Below are 17101 nucleotides of genomic sequence, written 5' to 3'. Positions count from 1 at the left end.
ACTTCCATCATCGGTGGCTTTTTACGCGCCCCATCCTGCCGCTTTCGATATAGGCGGTTCAAGCTAAGGTCAAAGATTATCGTGAAGTTTGCGAGCTATAACATACAGTACGGCTTCGGTCTTGATGGGATTTATGATCTCGGCCGTATTGCGGAGAGTCTCGATGGCGCGGATATCATCGCGCTTCAGGAGGTGACCAGAGGCTTCTCGCGAAACGATTTTTCCGACATGGCGGCCGATCTCGCGGCCTTCTTTCCCAACCATTTCTGGGTCTATGGCCCGGCCTGCGATCTGCATGTCGACGCCGGTGAAGAGGGTTTTCCGCCGCGCGGCACGCGCTTCCAGTTCGGCAACATGATCCTTTCGCGTTGGCCGATCCTGTCGGCGCGCACCCTGCTTTTGCCGCGCAGCCGCACTGTTTCGAAAATCAATCTGCAGCGTGGGGCGACCGAGGCCGTCATTAATACGCCGGAAGGCGCGCTTCGCGTCTATTCCGTTCATCTCGATCACGTTTCGCCCGACGAGCGTATCCGCCAGCTCGCCTATTTGAACGAGCGCATCAATGCGTTTCCGTTCGAGGGCGGTTGCCTGTCGGGTGCCTGCGAATTCGAGATCGCGGATCTGCCGCTTCCGGAAGACTACGTCATCTTGGGCGACTTCAACATGGTGCCGGAATCGCCGGAATATTGCTCGTTTGCCGGGACGAAGGACGGATATTACGGCCGCGTGCCGCGCATCGGAACACCCGTCGATGCGCTGGCCGCGCTCGAAGGCTATGCGCCCGCAAGCTATAGCTGGATGGACCCGAAGAATCACGGCAAGCGCATGCATCTCGATTACTGCTTTGTCAGTTGCGGCCTGCATGGCCGCCTGAAATCTGCTCATGTGGATACAGCTTCGGTAGGCTCCGACCATTTCCCTGTCTGGATCGAGATCGGCGGATAGGAAAACACCGCAGCGCCGGCTGCGGTGCTTTTGTCTGGTCAGGCAGCCTTCGTGATCTGCAGAGCGCCGGGCTGAAGCACGGTTTCGACGTGCGATACCATGGTGTTGCGGGCGAAGCTGTAGATCTCCGCACATCCCGTCATCCGGAAACCGAGCTTTTCCTGCAATCTCAGCGAGGCTGGATTGTCCGCGAACACGCCCGAATGAACGGCGCTTTCCGGCATCCGCCGGGAAAAGCGCTCCAGCACGGCTGCGACAGCCTCGCTCATATAGCCGCGCCGCCAAAAGTAGCGGTTCAGCCAGTAGCCAAGGTGCCAGCGGCCGTGGCGGAGCTCGACGGAGACGACGCCCAAATGCGTGTCGTCGCCATCGGTGACCGCCAAGTGCCAATCCGGCAGACTGCCGGACGTCACGGGAACCAGCCAATCAAGCGCGTCCTGCCTGTCATAGGGCGCGGGCACGCGGGCAAGCATGCGAGTGATTGCGAAGTCGGACAGCGATTCCGCAATTGCATTCGCATCGGCCAACCTGTGCGGGCGGAGCGTCAGCCGGGGCGTGGTGACGACCGGCACGGGGCCGGGCGTCACTTGCTCGCTCTTGGGTCGCTGCAAGATGGCGGCGCTCATCACAGGCTCCCCCAACTTCTCAGCGACATCCAGGTCTTCCGGTCGAGCCGGTACCATTCCACGGGCACGTTGCTGCCGAGTGCCAGAGACGCGGCAAGGCCTGAGCCCTGGAACTGGAAGCCGCACTTCTGGATAACCCGCCGCGATGCGATGTTCATCACCCGGCAACGGGCATCGATCTGATCGACGTTTTCGCGCGTGCGAAAGACCATATCGACCAGAGCGTGGCATGCTTCGGTCGTATAGCCCTGGTTCCAATAGGGTTCACCGAGCCAATAGCCGATTTCGACGGTACGCCCGTCAGCATGCGGCTCAACTCCGCAGCACCCCATGAAGGCGCCGTTTTCAGCTTTGGTGATGGCATAGACGCACTTACCAATCTCGCCATTCTTCGTCCGACGCACGAAGTCGGCTGCATCATTGGCGGTATATGGGTGCGGCATACGCGATACCATTGTGGCGACTTTGGCGTTGTTGGCGAGATGGGAAAGGGCGTCAATGTCTTCCTCGTGGGGCGCGCGCATGACGAGCCTTTCCGATAACAAGACAGGGCAGTCGGTCCTTAACCGCTCCGGCCTCAGCCGTTCTTGGGGTGACCGTGATTGGTCAACCCTTATCAGTTCGCCTTGCATGTTCAGTCCTCCTTATGGACAAAGAAAAAGGGGAGATGGCGCCCCATCTCCCCTGTTTTCTGGACTGAACCTGGTACGGCCAGCCGGGTCGATGAGACGCCGGCTGTTTTTGAGCGCTACCGGCTTATTCCGCTGCTTCCGCTTTCGGCATTACAGACACGTACACGCGACCATTGGCCTTCGTTCGGTAGTCCACATTGCCTGCCGTAAGCGCAAAAATGGTGTGGTCCTTCCCGAGGCCGACATTGGCGCCCGGATGCCACTGCGTACCGCGCTGACGCACGATAATGTTGCCTGCGATGACGGCTTCGCCGCCGAACTTCTTCACGCCAAGGCGCTTGGATTCGGAATCACGACCGTTACGCGACGAACCGCCAGCTTTTTTGTGTGCCATTGGAGTTCTCCTTTAAACCTTTAGTCCCGTGATCTTACTTGGCAGCCACGATGTCCGTGATGCGGACGACCGTATGATGCTGGCGATGGCCGCGCGAACGCTTCGAGTTCTGACGACGGCGCTTCTTGAAGGCGATGACCTTCTTGCCGCGGTTGTGCTCGACCACTTCGGCCTTGACGGAAGCGCCCTTGACGAAGGGAGCACCAATCGCAGCGTCGGCGCCTTCGCCGATTACGAGGACTTCAGTGAATTCGATGGAGTCGCCAGCGGTTGCTTCAAGCTTCTCGATGGTCAGCACGTCGTTGGCTGCCACACGGTACTGCTTACCGCCGGTCTTGATGACTGCGAACATTTTTTGATCCTTTCATGTTCGATCCAGCTCTCCCCGCAAACCGCAGGTGGCTGTCTTCTTATCAGTCGAAGTTAAGCAGGGATTTCAGGGCGTTCGCCCGGAACTCTGTCTGCCGGTGAAACCCCGCGCGGGCGCGAGGCTGGCAAGGCACGGACTTCTCCATGCCTATTGCGTGAGCGAGATACGCGAGTGTCAAAAAGCTGTCAAGGCAAAAGGATGAAAAGCTTTACAATTTCGTCTTGCCAGCTCGCCTTTTGATCGCTATGAGACAGCCCGCGCGAAACAAGCGCCGGCCAGCCCCGCGGAGAGGTGGCAGAGTGGTTGAATGCACCGCACTCGAAATGCGGCATGCCTGCAAGGGCATCGGGGGTTCGAATCCCCCCCTCTCCGCCAGATTTTCTTTGTCCATACCGGAGACATAGGTAACAAAACGTACCTAACACATGGGTGACAACCTCGTGCCGAACGGGTTGTCGATGGTTTGCAAGGTCCTCTGCTCCAGGTCGATATATCCCAGATCATAATGCATGAAGCTGACGAGCCAAATGCCGTCGTCGACTTCCTTGAGCCCCAGTTTCTGGCCGGCCAGCACGGTCGGGATGTTGATCTTCTTGCGATAGATGCAGATGCGGCCGCAATTGGTCACCAGCGCATCCCGATCATGGAAGGGGTAGTCGATCTCCGGCAGGCCCTGATAGAGGCGTGACGAAGCGGCGTAGAGATCTGCCGGCACCTTCATGTTGAGCGCCTCGTGCGGCCGCTCCTGATTGAATTCGCTGACGAAAGCATCGAAGCGGGCCTGCTGCTGGAGGATGTTTTTGCCGGGTGGTCTGGTCGCCTCTTTCTTCAGCGTCAGGTGCATGCGCTCATGCCGGCCGTTTTGTTGGGGACGGCCCGGCCTGATGCGCTCCAGCGTGATCCCGAGCCTCAGCCACCACACCGACAGTTTAGACAGATTGTAGAGCCCGTTTGGACTGGCGAAAGGCAAGCCGTTGTCGCTGCGGATCGCGATGGGCAAGCCGTATTCTGCAAAGAGCCGGCCGAACGCGTCGAAGACAGCCCGTTCTCGCGTCGACTCAAAGGCTTCGCAGGCGAGAAGATAACGTGACGCCTGGTCGGTGATCGTCAATGGGTAACAGTATTGACCATTGCCAAGTTTGAACTCGCCCTTGAAGTCGGCACACCAAAGATCGTTCGGCAGTAATGCCTGTGACAAGGCTGTCCCTTCGGCTCGATGTCGTTGCCGCTTGCGGGCATGGGCGACCAGACCATGTCGATCGAGAACGGCATGCACCGTACTCTTCGACGGCACGCGCACATCGCCGGCCAGGCGCTTCACCAAAAGCTCCCTGATCTTCCTGGCACCCCAATGCGGCTTGTCTTCTTGCACGAGACGATCATCGCCTCGACCGGCTCAGGCAGCTGGTTGGCATAACGCACCGGCCGTCGAGACCGATCCGTCAGCGCCTCCAGGCCGTCGTCCTTATAGCGATTGAAGATTTTGTAGCCGGTCTTGCGCGAGATGCCGAATGCACGGCACACATCGCTCATGCCTTCGCCTTCCAGTAGCCGGGCGACAAATCGTAGACGTTCCTCCATCACCGAAGTCTCTTTCCACGGCATCAACACCTCCCGCCAAAAAGCGAAAAGTGTTACCCATGTCTCCGGTACGAAACGTCACCTATCTCTCAGGCCGGGCACTTTTAAATCAAGTGGTTGTGAAGCCTCGGCATCTGCCGAGAGCTTTTGCCGTTGAGTGGCTACGATCACAAATCATCGCAGGGCCACGCTGACGGCGCGTCCGTTATGGTTGGGCGCTATGCAAGCCGCTGCGATGTGATTCAGACGAAGGTCTCGACTACCCTCTCAATCCCGGGCCGGGACTTTGCCAGGTCATCGCGGTTCATGACCGCCTTGATCTCAACACTGGCATCAAACGCAAGGAACCATCGCTCAGCAACGGCCGGCATCTCCGAGGTGTGCGTCATGTCGAAGAAAATCAGGCCCGTTCTTTTCCCGTCGAATTCAGTGAAGTAGGCCGCTTCGGATTTGAGGTCAGCAAGGATGGATTGAATCTTGGTGACGAGGCGCCGCCTTTGATTGCTGCGTTTCCCTTGTCAACGGGAAGCGAAACGTTGAGCATCATTCGCATTTCTATTCTCTCTTTTTTTGCATATGTGGCGTTCAGCGACGACTCATGCCCGACGAGCGGGGCGAGCAGGCCGTGCTTTACGTTGCTTTAAGCATCTCCGTATATAAGAATGCGATGAGATACGTCATCGCTGCTTTTATTCTAGCGTGTTTCGTTACCTGGGATTTTGCCGAGAAAAGGGGATCCTTCTCTTTGGCGGCTCTGGATACCATCACTCATTATGCGAAGCAGCCATCTCGAATTCTACAAAGGCTAGCGGCTCGATAATGAGTAGCGCACGCTTCCTTATTCCATACGCATTGGAATCTGGAGATTTGGATTTTCTAACTTGCGTTCGGGATTTCTGCCGCCTCCATAGCGCAGAGGCCGATGGCAAGCACAAGTGCGCCGGCGCAGTATGAAGCCTCGCTGCAGGCTACGTTGAACCAGAAATCCTCCCGTTCTCAATCAACCGCGATTTGCCTCGGGCGCTGATCTGGGACACAGCGGGAGGCACTTGTCATCCAAGAACGCAGTAGCAGTTCGAAGCACGTAACGCTTTTATTAGATATTAGATATACGCTTACAAGGAGAAGTATTAGCAGACGTGAGGAGTCGCTAATCGTGGTTCTGCGTATCCGAAAATCCTTGCTTCGAAAAGGAATGTATATTGAAGCGGTAGAATGCGCTGACTTGGAGTTCTCCGGACGACGCTTCCTGCTTGAAACGGATTCCGCCCTGCATTCCATACTCGCCTCTTCGGCGGAATACGTTCTGATCAACCGTGCAAAAAGCAATGTCGATTGCGGCTTGCCTGTTTGCCGCCAGCCGGACGAACACGTCCAGCCCACGTCTCTGCGTGAATCAGACCAGCGCACACGGATCCAGCATGCGGTATCTCAAGTAACCGCGACTTTGCGGGACGGTTTTGACGAGATCAAATCAGGCAAGTTCGATATCGATCGATTCGCCCCCGCCGCCATGAACATCACCGCTTCCTTAATCGCCTCGCCCCATGTCTTGGTCGAGGTCACGCGGCTAAAGACCAAGGATGAGGGAACTTATATCCACTCGCTCGCGGTCAGCGGGCTCATGACGGGGCTCGGCCACCTGTCGGACCTGGGAGAGGAAACGACAAGGGAATTAACCATAGCCGGGCTGTTGCATGATCTTGGCAAGTTGCTGATACCCAACGCTATCCTCAACAAGAGCGGACAGCTGACAGACGCCGAGCGGCATGTAATGCGCACCCATCCTGAGCGTGGCTACCTCCGCCTTAAGCAGCATCCGGAGGTATCTGACCTGATTCTCGAAATCTGCCGATTTCACCACGAAGCCCTTGACGGAAGCGGCTACCCGCTTGGCCTTCGAGCTGATCGACTGAGTTTACCTGTTCGCATATGCACCGTGTGCGATGTGTTTGACGCCCTTACGAGCGTCCGCCCCTACAAGCGCGCATGGACCAGCACAGAAGCGCTGAAGTGGATGTTCGATAGGGGACATCTCTTCGACAGGAGACTGGTCCTGCGGCTCGGAAGCCTGATTAACTAAGTGCAGTTTGGTCTGATGGTTTGCCGAGGAGAAAACCCGTTCCAGGAGTTCAAAAGTCGATCCGGCTCGCCGAGCAGTGAATAAAGACATGCGAGATTTAATAGGTGAGGATGCCGGGATAATCCTTGGCTCACCTCCCGGGGGGCGTCCTACGCGCGATCTTCAACATCCGCTGGAGACCACATGGCGACAATCAGAAGACTAAGAGGGCGTCTGGCTGGTGCCGTTGCAGATGATCCTTCGTCACTGTCCTGCGGCCGTCCAGAATCCGGCCTTCTTCGCGTGCTTGCCCCTCAGATCTGCAACATAGCCGGGATGTGACGTAAAAGTGTCGAAGTCGCAAATCTTCGTCGACAGTCGCTCACATTGAACGAGATGTCGCGCGGCAAAGCGATAGCGACTGGATTTCGCTCGATCGAGCGTAAAGTCAATCATAGCCCGCAGGACGATGGTCGCTGCCAACGGATACTTCTCCTGCAGATGCTCGGACGCCGGTGTCAAAAGTTCGTAGTGATCGCCATCAAGTTCGGCTGCACGCGCGCGAATGAGCGTAGCAGCCCTGTCGAGCGCCGGCCATGACAGCAGGAAGGCGAGCGCCTGGTGGACATCCGAGAAGTGGCTCACACAATCGAAGGCGTTTTCCTCTGCTTCGAGATCATCGAAATCCGGTAGGCGCTTCAGAAAAGCTCGCAGGTGCCGCTCGTTCAGCGATTGTTCGAAGCACTGCCAGCGAAAGGCCTGCGCTTCGTCCCTCCGCCCCAGAGCTTCAAGCACATCGAGGCGGGCTTTTTCCCACTCGAACGGGGATTGTCGGCCCTTCATCTCAATGCGATTTATGGCATCCCATGCCTCTCCGGCCCGGCCCGCCTTCAGCAGTCGCTGGGCGATTTCTGCCGCAATCATCGGCACGGATCTCGCCTGCTCGCTCTGCTGCGCGATGAAGGCATCAACGTCGCCCTGGGCATCGGCGATCTGCTCCAATGCTGACCTGATGGTTCTGTCGCGATGGCGGAGATTGATTTCGTCTTCGTAAACCGGGCCACTGATTGGCCAACCGATCACGACAAGGCCTGCCGCAGTTGAAGTATCGACCGGCGTGCTTGCCAAATCGTCGAACAACGACTTCAGCCGGTCGAGGCCTTCCGCACCCAGCGCCGGCGACAGATTCTCGATCAGGCGATCATACTGTCCGTGGTCATTGTCCTGCAGCGCGCGGAAAGTCTGTTCGCCGAGCAGGCGCGGGTGCGGTCTTGCCGCGCTCGCTATCGTGCCCAGATCAACGCCGGCCTGATGAAAGACATCCATGATCGTGCCGTTGCCATCGTCGCATCGCTCGAAAATTGAACGCGCCAGGCCCATGAAGCGCCACATCACCTCCAGCGCCTCGTCCGGATCGCCGCTGGCGATCGTATCAACGATCACGTGCCGCTGCGTCTCCAGATCGCTCTTCAAGGCCTTCACCCGGCGCCAGTTGATCATGGAGCGGGAGCGCTCGATCGATGAAAGCCGCTTTGTTACTTCCCTTGCAACTTCAGCGCTGCTCTGCGTTCCGGCGAGCTCGATCCGCAGCCGGCGTTTGGTCGCGGCGCTGCCCGTGCTGATCTCGATCAGCAACTCGGCCAGCCTCTCGGCGCCCAGCACTTCCAGGTTTTTGGCGTTCAGGGTCGTTTTCGGTGCCATCCATTTTTCCAAGGTATCAAGAGCGAAGAACCATACAGGTCGCTGGCATCCGGGCCAACAGAGGGTTCCACCTCTCGACGGCGCCTCTCCCTTGGTTGAGATCGATGAGTGCCGGGTAATCCTTGGTTCCCCTCCAAGGGCATCCCCCGCTTGATCCTTCAATATTCATTGGAGATCGCGTGAAGACGATCGAAAGTTCAGAGGCGCTGGCAAGCTCACGCATAATGATGAATTGAAGCACTCGACGCGCTTAGCCATTGCGCTGGCCCTCTTTGCCGTTTCCAGGTCGCAATCGCTGGCGAGCCCTTCTGAACTCAAACATCGCAAACCGATAGTCCTCGTAAACGAGGTTGATCTCGCGGACTCGCAAACTAGGTCTCCGGCGGTTAGCCTAATCTGTCGGGGAGCGTCTTGCCCAAAACGAACAACCCTCTGTTAACGAGTTGCGTTCAGATTAATATCACCGCCTTTCTAGTGGATGATCCGCCTTGTCTATTGATTTTGAGCGCTCCTGGCCGCGTTGCAGGTGTGCCGGACGGAACATTATACGCCATGGAAATGCAAAACATTATCTTTTACCTCCCGTCGAGCCTTTTCCTTATCATGGCTTTCGTCTTTCTTCTTCTATGGCGTATTGGACTTTCTTCGTCATGGCAGTGGGGAGCGGGCTTCGCGCAGACCGCGAGCGGCTTTGCTCTCTCGTCGTTTCCGATTGAACCGACATTCGACCAATTTACCTCAGGCATTTTATACATTGGCGCGGCTTACTCTTATGGCAGCGCGATCCTTATTCATTTTGAACAACCTTTGTGGCAATGGACGCGGCGCGCACTGGCAATAGGCTTTTTGGCACCGCATACCTATCTCGTCTTGATCATCCCTAGTCTGCGCTGGGACCTGTTTCTGATTGAGATCGTGTTTGCCTGCCTACTCGGATCGACCATCTGGCTTGCCGCAAGTAGGGCAAAGTTCGCAGCAGACGTTGCGTTCATTATCGCGAGCTCACTTGTGGTGATCGATTGTCTCGTGAGAGGCGTGGTTTTCACCTTTCTCATCCAGACCAGCGACGAGATGGCTGACTTCCTGCACTCTGCCTACAATCTTTCCGTCCACGTTTCGACGATAACCGTCTGCATGCTCTTTCCGTTCTCGGCAATCGCAGCAATGACCGCTGCTGCCGTCAACAGACACCGTAATGCCGCGGAGCAGGATCCGCTGACCAGTCTCTTGAACCGTCGAGGTTTTGAGCAGGCCACTCAAAGATCGAGCGGGGGAACGCTGCTCACCGGCGCGATCATTGTTTGCGACATCGATCATTTCAAGAAAATCAACGATAGCTTCGGGCATGCAACCGGCGATCACGTCATTGTTGAAGTTTCGAAAGAGCTGTTAAAAATCCAAAATCAAAAGACGCATATCGCGCGCTTTGGCGGAGAAGAGTTTGTAATTTTTGTTTTGGACGCATCCGAAATAGAAGTTGCTCAGATTGCAGAGACGTTGAGAGAAAAGATTGCGACCCGACGCTGGGTCGACTTAGGTTTCGATTGCAAAGTCACAGCAAGCTTTGGTGTCGCAGAGTTGGATCTTTCCGACTTCTCAGTGGATGCCGCAATCGATCGAGCTGATCGAGCCCTCTATCTCGCGAAACTTGCCGGGCGCAACCAGGTGGCCTTGGCATCGTCTATTCAGGAAAAACACTTGGGATCAGCCGGTGCGATGAAAAGCAAGACCGCGCGGCCGTCTAGCAGACCCACAGCCGCGAGCGTCTAACGCACAAAAGATCGAAATCTCCACGTCTTCGATTGCCAGCGCGACGGATGTAGCGTGGCCCACAGTGGTCGATATAGCCCACAGCTACTTCCTAGGGCGTCCTGCGCAATCCCAACAACCCGTTGGAGATCACATGGCGACCATCGGTAAGCTAAGAGGCGGTGGCAAGTGCACGGTGCTTGGGTTTGTAACTTGCTCCAAATGTCAATTTAAGCTGATGATCTTCGCCGGCGAAAAACTCTGGAGCTTTTTGACGCCCCTCACCATGCCTTTGCCCAGGGGCAGGCAGGCAGTGTGTACGGTCGCCAAATGTATGAGGTCATGCATTATTGGGACGACGATCATCCTGAGTGGGATGCAGAGCAACACGCCTTCGCGGCGGCGTGGCGGAGCCAGCCGAAATGGGTCGTCTCGCGCTCGTTGAAATCGGTCGGCCCCAACGCCACGCTTGTTGAGGATGATCTCGAGGGCGCGATCCGAGAGCTGAAGGCCGAGAAATCCGTCAGAAAACTACCTGTTCCGGAGCTTTCAGGTTCGAAGCGGAGCGGCAGCTTCGCGCCCACATCCGGACCTTGCTGGGGATGCCGCGAAGGTCACCTCTCGACCCGAAGGGTCCGTTTGTCGCACGGTCATCCACGTGACGCCATGACCCTGAGCCGACCTCCATCGATCCCTTTAATTGCGATTGGGGACGTTCGCGGAACGGATGCCAATTGGGAACGTTTCCTCGCCTCTACCTCGAATTCCTGCCTGCTATCGGCCGTAGAATGGGATGCTACCGTATGGTTCGGCAGCCAGCGAGGACTCGCGGAACCAGAGACTCTCATCCCGCCGAGCGGGATCAAGAGCTGAGGTGTATTCTGGTAAACGCGGAGAACGCGACGATGCGTTGCTAGGTGATGGTCTTAGGGAGCAAGATGACTAACCAACCTGGTCGAAATGATCTAGCCGGCGAAAACATTGTGACAGTGTTCGGCGGAACGGGCTTCCTCGGGCGGCGGATCGTAACCAGGCTTCTGGACAAGGCTGTTGATGTACGTGCCATCTCGCGCCATCCGCACAAATATAAGTTGGACAACGTGTTCGGTAAGAGGCCATCTCAGGAGATCGAGGCGGACATACTCGATTCATCCTCGATCGCCGCTGCCGTGGCTGGATCTCGCGCGGTTGTGAATGCGGTCAGCCTTTATGTCGAGCGCGGTGAGCAGACCTTCGAGCGTGTCCATGTAGAAGCCGCGGCCGATCTGGCGACCGCTTCGCGGGATGCGGGCGTCGAGATGTTCGTCCAGATTTCGGGCATTGGATCGGATCCGAAATCCCGTTCGAATTACATCCGGGCCCGGGGCCGCGGCGAGGAGGTGGTGAAGGCGGCGTTTCCAGGCGCAGTGATCGTCCGTCCCTCTGTAATGGCGGGACCCGACGACACGTTCATCACAACGATCGCGAGGCTGGTGCGTATCCTCCCGATCTATCCGCTGTTTGGAGAAGGCGGCACTCGGTTGCAGCCGGTTTATGTCGAGGACGTGGCGGAAGCCGTGAGCCGCTTGGCCTCAGGACAGTATTACACGGATGCTTCGATCTTCGAGTGCGCCGGTCCGCGCATTTATTCGTATCGGGAACTCGTCCAGGAAATCGCCACTCAACTCAACGCGCGAAGCAGGCTTGTGCCCGTGCCATTCGCGGTATGGAGCATAGTGGCGACTGCTGCGGAGTTTCTTCCCGCCGTGTCCCTTACGCGCAACCAAGTCGATCTCATGCGGCGTGACAATGTCGCGGCAAACGATCTTCCGGGCCTGGAAGAACTGGGCATCCAATCCCGCGGCATCGAGGAACTCGTCCATATGATTGAGCACGAGGCTTGAGCCGGAACCTCGCGAGCAACCTGTTGCTGCTCGCGAGGTTGGCATGACTCAACAGGAGGATTACAGCAATGGCCAGATGCGACCAGTGAAAACGCGGCGCCTATCTGGTGAACACCGCGCGGCAAGATCTGCGATCGCAACGCTGTTGCCAGAGCATTGGAAAGCGGTCAGCTGGCCGGCTATGCGGGGGATGTCTGGTTTCCGCAACCGTCGCCGCAAGAACATCCGTGCCGGACCATGCCCCATCACGGTATGACGCCGCACATTTCCGGAACCTCGTTGTCCGCGCAGGCGCGGTGCGGCCGGAACGCGGGAGATTCTCGAATGCTGGTTCGAAGGACGGCCCATTCTCGAGGAATACCTGATCGTCGACGAGGACGGCTCGCCGGCGCCGGCGCACATTCCTATAGTGCCGGTGATGTGACGGGCGGGTCCGAAGAAGCGGCCCGCTTCAAGAACAAATGATCTCGGCGGGCTGACCTAGACACAACGGCGAAATGGCAGCTAAAGCCGTCATGGGGCGGCCGTGGTGATGTCTCTTTTCAGCGCCTCCACGAAGCGGATGACCTCGCCAATCGTGTCGTCGTACCAAATATCATTGTGACCAGAACCGTCATATATCCGCATCTGCTTTGGCTCGGGAGCGATGCGATATAGCGCTTCGCCCGAAGAAAGCGGGATGATGTCGTCACGCCGGCCGTGGATGAACAGCTTCGGTTGCCTCAGCTTCGCTATTCTGAGGTCCGAGCGGAAGGGATCCTTGACAAGAAGCGCAACCGGAACGAACGGGTAGTACGTCTGTGCGAGCGACAGGACCGACAGGTAGGCGGACACCAGGATGACGGCCGCAGCCGGCCTTTGTGCCGCCGTGTTGACGGCGACGCCGCTGCCCAGAGACTGGCCCAGCACAACGATCTTGCCTTCAGTGCGTATAAAAAGCCAATCGAACGCGGCGATGCCGTCGGTCAGAAGCCCGTCCTCGCTCGGCGAGCCGGTCGATCCCGGATAGCCGCGATAGGAAATCGCCAGCAGGCCAATGCCCCGCGCCGCCAACGCCTCCGCGAGGAAGCCGTAGTTGCTGGCCCGATCAGCATTTCCGAGGAAGAAGAGCACAGAGGGCTTGCCGGACTCGCCCCGGCGGTAGAGTCCATGAAGCGTCTCTCCGTCGGGCGTCCTGATAAAGATGCTCTCGCCCCAGCGCGCGTGCTCTGGAGCAAGTGTAGGGCTGGCGCCCGGATAGAGGAGGGCGCGCTGTGAAAGATACATCAGGCCGACAAGCGACACATAGGCGAAGGCCGCCATCAGCGGCAAGATCAGCACGAGTTTGGTGACGCTCACGACAACATGTCCAAACGTAGGTCCGTCGAATGTCCAGAACCTCTTCCGGCGAAGCCATTCCGTTCCCGAATGAAGCGGAACCGCGCGAATCCTATCGCTTCCAGTAGTGGACGGCGAATCGTCTTTGGCCTATCGATGGACCCATGCGATCGTCCTTGGAACATCTGCCGGAAGAAAAGCAGCGCGAGCTTGCCCGCGTCGTTGCGATCATCCATGAGGAGTTCGCCGATGCGCTATCAGGCACGTCGGCCGCCTTCAAGAAGCGCGGCCGGATCTTAAAGATCATCCTGTTTGGCTCGTATTGCCGCGGCACCTGGGTCGACGAGCCGCACACGATGAAGGGTTACCGCTCCGACTACGACATCCTGGTGATCGTCAATTCCAAGCAGCTGGCGGAGCCGCAATACTGGGACAAGGCGACCGACCGGCTGCTGTGGGACAAGCAGGTCAAAACCCCGGTCGGGCTGATCGTCCATGGCGCCCGGGAGGTGAACAACTTCCTGGCCGATGGCCAGTATTTCTTCGTCGACATCCTGCGCGAGGGCATCGTGCTCTACGAGCTCGACGAGCGGCAGCTCGCCGAACCGAAAAAGCTCTCGGCTGCCGATGCGCTGAGAGTAGCGAAGGAGCATTTTGAAAATCGGTTTTTCGCGTCGACGGGGTTACTCGATACGTCCCACTATGCATTAAGTAAAGCACGCGAGAAGGAGGCGGCATTCCTTCTGCACCAGTCAGTCGAGTCGGCTTATTCCGCATTGCTTCTGACGCTAACGAACTACAGCCCACCATCGCACAATCTGAAATTCCTGCGAGGTCTGGCTGAAGACCAAGACCGCCGGCTTATCGACGCCTGGCCCCGCGACCAGCACCGCTATATCGCCTGGTACAACATCCTCAACGAAGCGTATGTGAAGGCGCGTTATTCAAAGCACTTCGAGATCACCGAAGAAGCCCTCGGTTGGCTGCTTGAACGGACGGAGCACCTTCACCGCCTCGTCGCAGCCATCTGCAAGGAGCGCCTGGCGGAACTGGAGGGGCCAAACGGGGTCGCTAACGAGCCGTAGATATTCTGGTGCTGGGTTGCGCCAAGCAACGACCCGAGGAATGGGATGCCACGCATTGGACGCGAGCTCAATTGCGCTTGGCCCAAGCTTCCATTCAAAAAATTTTTTGGCGCTGTTTAGCAGGTATCGCAATGGTTCTACGGCCATCGGCATGGTGCACTGCAGCACGTTTTGCGGATTCCTTCTTTTTCTTGCCGTCGATCTCCTCTAAGTCTCTCATATCCGATGTGGCAACAAAGGTGATAAATGGCAGGTGAAACTGTTCTCGTGGTCGGCGGAGCCGGCTATATCGGCTCTCATACGTGCCTTGATCTGGCGAACAAGGGTTACAAACCCGTCGTCTTCGACAATTTCTCGAATGGTCATCGCGAATTCGTCAGGTGGGGTCCCTCCGAGGAGGGCGACATTCGTGATCGCGCCCGGCTCGAGGAGGTTCTGGCCAAGCACAAGCCTTCGGCGATTTTGCATTTTGCAGCGCTGATCGAAGTCGGCGAATCGGTGAAGGATCCTGTTTCCTTCTACGAGAACAATGTTATCGGGACGCTGACCCTGCTTTCGGCCGCTCAGGCGGCCGGCATCAAGGCTTTCGTCTTCTCATCCACCTGCGCGACATACGGGCTGCCGCAGAGCGTGCCGCTCGACGAGGCGCACCGGCAGGTGCCGATCAATCCCTACGGACGGACGAAGTACATCGTCGAGCAGGCGCTCGCCGATTACGACCAGTACAAGGGTCTCCGATCCGTGATCCTGCGGTATTTCAATGCAGCGGGCGCAGATTTCGAAGGACGGATCGGCGAGTGGCATCAGCCCGAAACCCATGCCATTCCGCTTGCAATCGATGCGGCACTCGGCCGCCGGCAGGGTTTCAAGGTCTTCGGCAGCGACTACGAGACACGCGATGGCACCTGCGTGCGCGACTATATCCACGTGCTCGATCTGGCGGATGCGCACGTGCGCGCTGTCGAATATCTGTTGAAGGGCGGCGATTCCGTTGCGCTAAACCTCGGGACGGGGACGGGCACGACGGTCAAGGAGTTGCTCGGGGCGATCGAAGACGTGTCGAAGCGGCCGTTCCCGGTCGAATATATCGGGCGCCGGGAAGGCGATTCGCACACGCTGGTTGCCAATAACGACAAGGCCCGCGATGTGCTTGGCTGGGCACCGCAATATGATCTTTCGCAGATCATCCAGTCGGCGTGGAACTGGCATTCCAGATCCAATCACTGAGGCGGCTTTCATGAAGCGGCCGAACGTCCTTCTCATCACCGCGGATCAATGGCGCGGTGATTGTCTTTCGGCCACCGGCCACGCCTGTGTCAGGACGCCGAATGTCGATGCGCTGGCAAGGGAGGGCGTTCTTTTTCGCAATCACTTCGCCGGTGCGGCACCCTGTTCGCCGGCGCGGGCGACGCTTTACACCGGCCTTTACCAGATGAACCACCGGGTTTGCCGGAACGGCTCGCCGCTCGACCGCCGCTTCGACAACCTGGCGGTGGCGGCAAGGCGTGCGGGCTATGACCCGACGTTGTTCGGCTATACGGATACCGCGCCTGACCCGCGCGAACTTGATAGGAACGACCCGCACCTTGAGACCTACGAAGGTCTGCTGCCAGGGTTTACCGCGCGCCAGCTCCTGCCCGAGCACGAGAAGCAGTGGCTTTCGTGGTTGCGTTCACGCGGGCACCGCGATGCAGTCAGCCGGGACATCCATGTTCCGCCTGGTGCCGCCCGCGGCGAAATTTCGGCGGAACCGACCGCTTACTCCAGGCAAGAAACGCAGACTGCGTTTCTTGCCGGCGAATTCATTCGCTGGCTCGGCGAACAGGATGCGCCGTGGTTTGCCCACGTTTCCTTCCTGCGGCCGCATCCGCCATTTTCGGTGCCTGAGCCCTTTGGCAGGATGTTCAAACCGGACGACGGACCGGAATTTTCACGGGCGAAAAGCCGTGAGATCGAAGAGGCGGTGCATCCTTATCTTAGCTATTCGATGCCGAAGAACGACAAGGGCAGCTTCATATATGGCGCCGTGGGTCCGGTCAGCGACTGGGGAGCCCAGGATTTCGCGGCGATCCGGGCGATCTATTACGGGATGATTGCCGAGGTGGATGCGCAGCTTGGCCGGATCTGGCAGGCGCTGAAGGATGCCGGCGTGTGGGACGACACGATCATCCTCTTTACCTCCGACCATGCCGAAATGATGGGTGATCACTGGACGCTTGGCAAAGGCGGTTTTTTTGACGGCAGCTATCACATTCCCCTGGTCATACGCGACCCAAAAGCGGCGGTGAGAGGTCACGTGGTCGAGCGCTTCACGAGTGCGGCGGATATCTTTCCAACGCTTTGCGACAGCTTGGGCGTCGAGACAGCCAACCATGTCGACGGCCGCTCATTGCGCTCGTTCATCGATCATGGAGATGCGATCGACTGGCGGGAGGCGGCATTCTTTGAATTTGATTTCCGCGACATCGCCAATGGCGAAGCGGAGCGCCACTTCGGCCTGAAATCGAACCAGTGCAATCTCGCGGTGATCCGGGACGAACGGTTCAAATACGTGCATTTTGCCGCCCTGCCGCCGCTGCTCTTCGATCTCAAAGCCGATCCGATGGAGCTCAACAATCTCGCTCCCGATCCAGCCTACGCAGCGACGCGCCTGGAGTTCGCCGAGAGGCTGTTATCGCACCGGGCGCGGCATCTCGACCAGACGCTTGCCTATACGGAGCTGACGAAAGAAGGGCCGGTCACGCGCCGGCCCTGAT

General features: G+C 58.0%; 13 protein-coding genes, 1 tRNA gene and 3 pseudogenes. 10 read left to right on the top strand and 7 right to left on the bottom strand.

The features are described 5' to 3' along the window. Window positions 1-81 precede the first annotated feature (81 nt). Entirely contained in the window at window positions 82-945 is an 864-nt protein-coding gene (locus ISN39_RS18730) for an endonuclease/exonuclease/phosphatase family protein (RefSeq protein ID WP_194728479.1), read from the top strand. A 38-nt stretch (window positions 946-983) separates the two neighbouring features. On the opposite strand, the gene ISN39_RS18725 is transcribed toward ISN39_RS18730, so the two are convergent. The 4 genes from ISN39_RS18725 to rplU all read right to left on the bottom strand — a co-directional run bounded on the left by ISN39_RS18725 (window position 984) and on the right by rplU (window position 2949). Next, on the bottom strand, window positions 984-1571 hold the full coding sequence (locus ISN39_RS18725; protein ID WP_074070049.1) for a GNAT family N-acetyltransferase: 588 nt from the start codon (window positions 1569-1571) through the stop codon (window positions 984-986). Further along, window positions 1571-2203, bottom strand: coding sequence for a GNAT family protein (locus ISN39_RS18720; RefSeq protein ID WP_028740006.1), 633 nt, complete (start codon window positions 2201-2203; stop codon window positions 1571-1573). Before ISN39_RS18720 ends, ISN39_RS18725 begins: the two co-directional genes overlap by 1 nt. 124 nt (window positions 2204-2327) lie before the next feature. Further along, window positions 2328-2597, bottom strand: coding sequence for a 50S ribosomal protein L27 (gene rpmA, locus ISN39_RS18715; protein WP_022717527.1), 270 nt, complete (start codon window positions 2595-2597; stop codon window positions 2328-2330). A gap of 34 nt (window positions 2598-2631) precedes the next feature. Then, window positions 2632-2949 carry a 50S ribosomal protein L21 gene (gene rplU, locus ISN39_RS18710; RefSeq protein WP_039846498.1) on the bottom strand — a complete coding sequence of 106 codons (318 nt, stop codon included), beginning with the start codon at window positions 2947-2949 and terminating at the stop codon, window positions 2632-2634. A gap of 303 nt (window positions 2950-3252) precedes the next feature. On the opposite strand from rplU, the gene ISN39_RS18705 reads away from it, so the two are divergent. After that, window positions 3253-3342: transfer RNA gene (locus tag ISN39_RS18705), tRNA-Ser, on the top strand. A gap of 43 nt (window positions 3343-3385) precedes the next feature. Here the strand turns inward: ISN39_RS18705 and ISN39_RS18700 are convergent. Continuing rightward, window positions 3386-4572, bottom strand: a pseudogene (locus ISN39_RS18700) (IS481 family transposase). Between the two features lie 1132 nt (window positions 4573-5704). Here ISN39_RS18700 and ISN39_RS18695 point away from each other — a divergent pair. Continuing rightward, a complete protein-coding gene (locus tag ISN39_RS18695; protein WP_194728478.1) occupies window positions 5705-6631 on the top strand; it encodes an HD-GYP domain-containing protein in 927 nt (308 codons plus the stop codon). Window positions 6632-6874: 243 nt separating this feature from the next. Here ISN39_RS18695 and ISN39_RS18690 read toward each other — a convergent pair whose 3' ends face one another. Continuing rightward, entirely contained in the window at window positions 6875-8311 is a 1437-nt protein-coding gene (locus ISN39_RS18690; protein WP_194728477.1) for a DUF6880 family protein, read from the bottom strand. Between the two features lie 411 nt (window positions 8312-8722). On the opposite strand from ISN39_RS18690, the gene ISN39_RS18685 reads away from it, so the two are divergent. The 4 genes and pseudogenes from ISN39_RS18685 to ISN39_RS18670 form a co-directional block, all read left to right on the top strand. Continuing rightward, a complete protein-coding gene (locus ISN39_RS18685) occupies window positions 8723-10081 on the top strand; it encodes a GGDEF domain-containing protein (RefSeq protein WP_194728476.1) in 1359 nt (452 codons plus the stop codon). Window positions 10082-10321: 240 nt separating this feature from the next. Further along, window positions 10322-10579: pseudogene (locus ISN39_RS18680) on the top strand (dihydrofolate reductase); the annotation flags it as partial. A 419-nt stretch (window positions 10580-10998) separates the two neighbouring features. Next, complete coding sequence (locus ISN39_RS18675; RefSeq protein WP_194728475.1) at window positions 10999-11943, top strand: complex I NDUFA9 subunit family protein; 945 nt, start codon at window positions 10999-11001, stop codon at window positions 11941-11943. 89 nt (window positions 11944-12032) lie between these two features. Beyond that, window positions 12033-12408, top strand: a pseudogene (locus ISN39_RS18670) (NAD(P)-dependent oxidoreductase); the annotation flags it as partial. Window positions 12409-12456: 48 nt separating this feature from the next. Here the strand turns inward: ISN39_RS18670 and ISN39_RS18665 are convergent. Continuing rightward, complete coding sequence (locus ISN39_RS18665; protein ID WP_194728474.1) at window positions 12457-13281, bottom strand: alpha/beta hydrolase; 825 nt, start codon at window positions 13279-13281, stop codon at window positions 12457-12459. 143 nt (window positions 13282-13424) lie between these two features. Between ISN39_RS18665 and ISN39_RS18660 the strand changes: the two genes are divergently transcribed. The 3 genes from ISN39_RS18660 to ISN39_RS18650 all read left to right on the top strand — a co-directional run bounded on the left by ISN39_RS18660 (window position 13425) and on the right by ISN39_RS18650 (window position 17100). Further along, window positions 13425-14345 (top strand): nucleotidyltransferase and HEPN domain-containing protein, encoded by a 921-nt coding sequence (locus ISN39_RS18660; protein ID WP_194728473.1) that lies wholly within the window; start codon window positions 13425-13427, stop codon window positions 14343-14345. A gap of 246 nt (window positions 14346-14591) precedes the next feature. After that, window positions 14592-15572, top strand: coding sequence for a UDP-glucose 4-epimerase GalE (galE, locus tag ISN39_RS18655; protein WP_194728472.1), 981 nt, complete (start codon window positions 14592-14594; stop codon window positions 15570-15572). A gap of 10 nt (window positions 15573-15582) precedes the next feature. Beyond that, window positions 15583-17100 (top strand): alkaline phosphatase family protein, encoded by a 1518-nt coding sequence (locus ISN39_RS18650; RefSeq protein WP_246763249.1) that lies wholly within the window; start codon window positions 15583-15585, stop codon window positions 17098-17100. Window position 17101: the final 1 nt, after the last annotated feature.

It is taken from the genome of Rhizobium sp. 007 (assembly GCF_015353075.1).
In the GTDB taxonomy this organism is placed as follows: domain Bacteria; phylum Pseudomonadota; class Alphaproteobacteria; order Rhizobiales; family Rhizobiaceae; genus Rhizobium.
The sequence above is the reverse complement of the archived record's forward strand: the minus strand, read 5'-3'. Positions and strand labels throughout refer to the sequence as shown.

Coding starts and splice junctions, on each gene's coding strand:
- ISN39_RS18675 (WP_194728475.1), top strand. CDS start 10,999: ATGACTAACCAACCTGGTCGAAATGATCTAGCCGGCGAAAACATTGTG.
- rpmA (WP_022717527.1), bottom strand. CDS start 2,597: ATGGCACACAAAAAAGCTGGCGGTTCGTCGCGTAACGGTCGTGATTCC.
- galE (WP_194728472.1), top strand. CDS start 14,592: ATGGCAGGTGAAACTGTTCTCGTGGTCGGCGGAGCCGGCTATATCGGC.
- ISN39_RS18720 (WP_028740006.1), bottom strand. CDS start 2,203: ATGCAAGGCGAACTGATAAGGGTTGACCAATCACGGTCACCCCAAGAA.
- ISN39_RS18650 (WP_246763249.1), top strand. CDS start 15,583: ATGAAGCGGCCGAACGTCCTTCTCATCACCGCGGATCAATGGCGCGGT.
- ISN39_RS18660 (WP_194728473.1), top strand. CDS start 13,425: ATGCGATCGTCCTTGGAACATCTGCCGGAAGAAAAGCAGCGCGAGCTT.
- rplU (WP_039846498.1), bottom strand. CDS start 2,949: ATGTTCGCAGTCATCAAGACCGGCGGTAAGCAGTACCGTGTGGCAGCC.
- ISN39_RS18725 (WP_074070049.1), bottom strand. CDS start 1,571: ATGAGCGCCGCCATCTTGCAGCGACCCAAGAGCGAGCAAGTGACGCCC.
- ISN39_RS18690 (WP_194728477.1), bottom strand. CDS start 8,311: ATGGCACCGAAAACGACCCTGAACGCCAAAAACCTGGAAGTGCTGGGC.